Raw genomic sequence first — 3,013 nt, forward strand, 5'->3', positions numbered from 1 at the left:
TGACACTCCTTGCCAACACTCTCTCGCAAGGGCCGATAAGCGATACCGTTGCCCACAACATGGCACGCAATGGTCTGCTGCAAGCAGCGCGTTGCAATGCCGAGGTCGTGCAAGCTCTCGGTCTTGGAAAGCGGATCGCTGCCCGATGGCAAAAGGCCAATGCCAAGTGTCTGGCCGCCAACCGGAAAGCTGGGGACGTGGCAGGTGGGCTGGGTGCCATTTCAAAGTCGCTGCGCGTGCTGCTGCAATCGGCCATTCTTGCCGTCGGTGCGTACCTTGTCGTCAGGGAAGAGGCTACGGCCGGGGTCATGATTGCCAGTTCGATCATGATGGGGCGTGCGCTGGCTCCGGTCGACCTCGCCATTTCAAGCTGGAAACCCTTCCTCATGGCGCGCCAGGGTTGGGCGCGGCTGGAGGACCTCTTGGAAAAGGTTCCTGAAACCGCTCCTGTTATGCTAATGCCTGCACCTGAACGCGAACTGCGCCTCGAAAGCGTGACAATCGTTCCGCCCGGCGAAAGCAAGCCGACGGTGACCGGCCTTGCGTTTGCCATTCAGGCGGGAAGCGCACTCGGGGTCATCGGCCCGTCGGGCTCGGGCAAGTCGACACTCTCGCGCGCCATCGTCGGCGCATGGACGCCGGTCGCCGGGAAGGTTCGCATCGACAGCGCAAGCCTCGATCAATGGGACCGGGAAGCACTAGGCCGTCACATCGGCTATCTGCCACAAGGTGTTGAATTGTTCGATGGCACCATTGCCGAAAACATCGCTCGTTTTGAAGATGATCCTGACCCTGAGGCTATTGTCGCCGCGGCGAAAGCAGCGGGCACGCACGAACTGATCCTCCGATTTGAGCACGGATACGAAACTCCGATTGGTGAGGCCGGATCGGCACTTTCCGCCGGGCAGCGTCAGCTTATCGGTCTTGCCCGGGCCCTTTATCGAGACCCTTTCCTTGTCGTGCTGGATGAACCCAATGCCCATCTCGACGCGGAAGGCGAAGCTGCAGTCGTTAATGCGATCGCCTCCGTGCGCGAGCGCAAGGGCATTGCGGTTGTCGTCGCCCATCGGCCGAGCGCCATCCGCGCCGTCGATTTGGTGTTGGTGATGGAAGGTGGACGGCAGCGATCATTCGGTGCGCGTTCCAAAGTCCTGAAGGCCATCGAGTCTACACAGGATCACGTGGCAGAGCGCGCTGACATGGAGGATCCCGGTGTCCGGCATTCATCAGAACAATGACGTTTCGAGTCCATTCGCCGGCACCTGGTGGCGGGCCTTCTGGCGAGCGTGATCTTTGTGGGAGGAGCCGGAGCCTGGGCGACCTTCACGAATCTCTCCGGTGCGGTTGTAGCGTCCGGACACTTTGTCGTCGTTTCCTAGTGAGAAGATACAGCACCCGACTAGCGGGGTGGTCGGAGAAATCCTGGTGAACCCGGCATTTCGTACTACCTGGTGCGCCTGTCGGTTCCGATCTCGGCTCGCGCGAACGCGCTCCCTAACGTTCCATTGCTCGCAATGGGCAGTGCCGGCGCGACTCGGCAACACAGCCCCATGCCCGTTCTTCCGAGGGCGGCCCAACCAGGACGACCGGTTGCCAAGTTTTCCTGGACCGTTCTTTGAGTGTGAATGTTCGGGCCGATTGCCTGGGGCGTGTCCCCGCCGCCTGCGAGCCCGCAACTGCTCAGCAGAAGGGCGAAGTGAACGAGAATGCATCCATTTCGTAAATGTATGCCTATCCAAGCAATCGATTTCTCCAATTGTCCGATGACGAATATGAACGACTCAGGCAGGGGCATCATTAGGAGTATTTTCAATGGCAAAGATTATCGAAGGTGGCCCGGGTTCCGAAACACTCCTCGGCACCGAGGGTGTTGACTGGATCGAGGGTTACCAGGGCGGTGACTGGCTTGACGGTCGTGGCGGCAACGACGAGATCTCGGGTGGCGCGGGCAGTGACCGAGCCATCGGCGGCGAGGGTAACGACCGCATCTTCGGCGGAGATGGCTGGGACGATCTCTCCGGCGACAACGGCCGCTTCAACGCGCGCGTCTCCGGTGAGGACAATGACAGGCTCAGCGGCGGACCCGGCCAGGATGTCCTCTACGTGGGTGACGGCCAGGACACGTTGACCGGGGGCAGCGACAGTGACACGTTCGTGTTCCAGTTCCACAATCCGGTGCCTGGGGTTGTCGGGTCGACGTCGGACATTACCACTATCACCGATTTCAACCCGGCGGAGGACAAGTTCGCCTTCGATGCGGTAGGCCTCTACAACGACGGTTTTGGCGCGAACTTCGTCAACAACGCCAGCATACAGTCCGGCTACCCGGTGAGCAGCTTCTACAGCGGTGCGGCGTCGGGTGCGAACGGCGAACACGTCGTGGTGATCACTGGTGAATCTTTCAACTCTGCTAATGAGGCGGCGAGTGCGATCTCCGGCGAGCACGCCGGCGACATCATTGTCTACCAAAGCAGCTACACTGACAGAGTTGCAACTCTGGCCTATGTCACCGCCGACGGCAGCGCGCACGAGTTCGCCCACCTGGGCGGTGTAGTCACCGTGGCCGACCTAGGCCTGACCGCGTCGGACTTCACCTTCGTTTGATCCAGAAAACCCATGCGGAACCGCGCCCGCCCCGCCCCCCCGGGCGGGCGCTTTCCCGTCCGTTTCCGCTACTTGCCATGGGCCGGGGCGCCTGGGAGCAGTCAGCGTGTACAGTGACGAAGCCCTGCGCGTCGCGCTGGTCGTGGACCGAAATCTCCTGAAGGTGTGGAGGCGGAAGCCTGTTCGGGCCCTTGCGGCCGACCACGATGAATCCCTTCCAAACCTTCAGCCGGACGGTGTTGTTGACCCGCTCCATTAAATGCCGGGACCAAACATATTCGGCGGGAGCACTGATCCTGAACCAGTGAGCGGATGCAGTCGGTTGCCGGTCGGGGAGCAATATAGGGAGCTGGGTCGCCAGCCTCCGGAGACTTACGTGACAACCATTCCTTAAAGGATTCAGCTTTGA

General features: G+C 61.0%; 2 protein-coding genes and 1 pseudogene. All 3 read left to right on the forward strand.

What is annotated here, in order from left to right:
* Nucleotides 1–1,238, forward strand: a 1,238-nt coding sequence (locus NKH38_RS33080) for a type I secretion system permease/ATPase (RefSeq protein WP_352670268.1), incomplete at its 5' end; no start/stop codon positions are given.
* Nucleotides 1,213–1,443 (forward strand): annotated as a pseudogene (locus NKH38_RS33085) (HlyD family type I secretion periplasmic adaptor subunit); the annotation flags it as partial. The gene NKH38_RS33080 and the pseudogene NKH38_RS33085, both read left to right, overlap by 26 nt.
* Nucleotides 1,444–1,812: 369 nt before the next feature.
* Nucleotides 1,813–2,604, forward strand: a complete 792-nt coding sequence (locus tag NKH38_RS33090; RefSeq protein ID WP_023673926.1) for a calcium-binding protein — start codon at nt 1,813–1,815, stop codon at nt 2,602–2,604.
* The last annotated feature ends 409 nt before the right edge of the window (nt 2,605–3,013 follow it).

Source organism: Mesorhizobium sp. M1078, assembly GCF_040318615.1.
Lineage (GTDB): Bacteria > Pseudomonadota > Alphaproteobacteria > Rhizobiales > Rhizobiaceae > Mesorhizobium.

Bases quoted from the DNA above. Each gene is read 5' to 3' on its own strand.
- NKH38_RS33090 (WP_023673926.1), top strand. From the start codon at position 1,813: ATGGCAAAGATTATCGAAGGTGGCCCGGGTTCCGAAACACTCCTCGGC.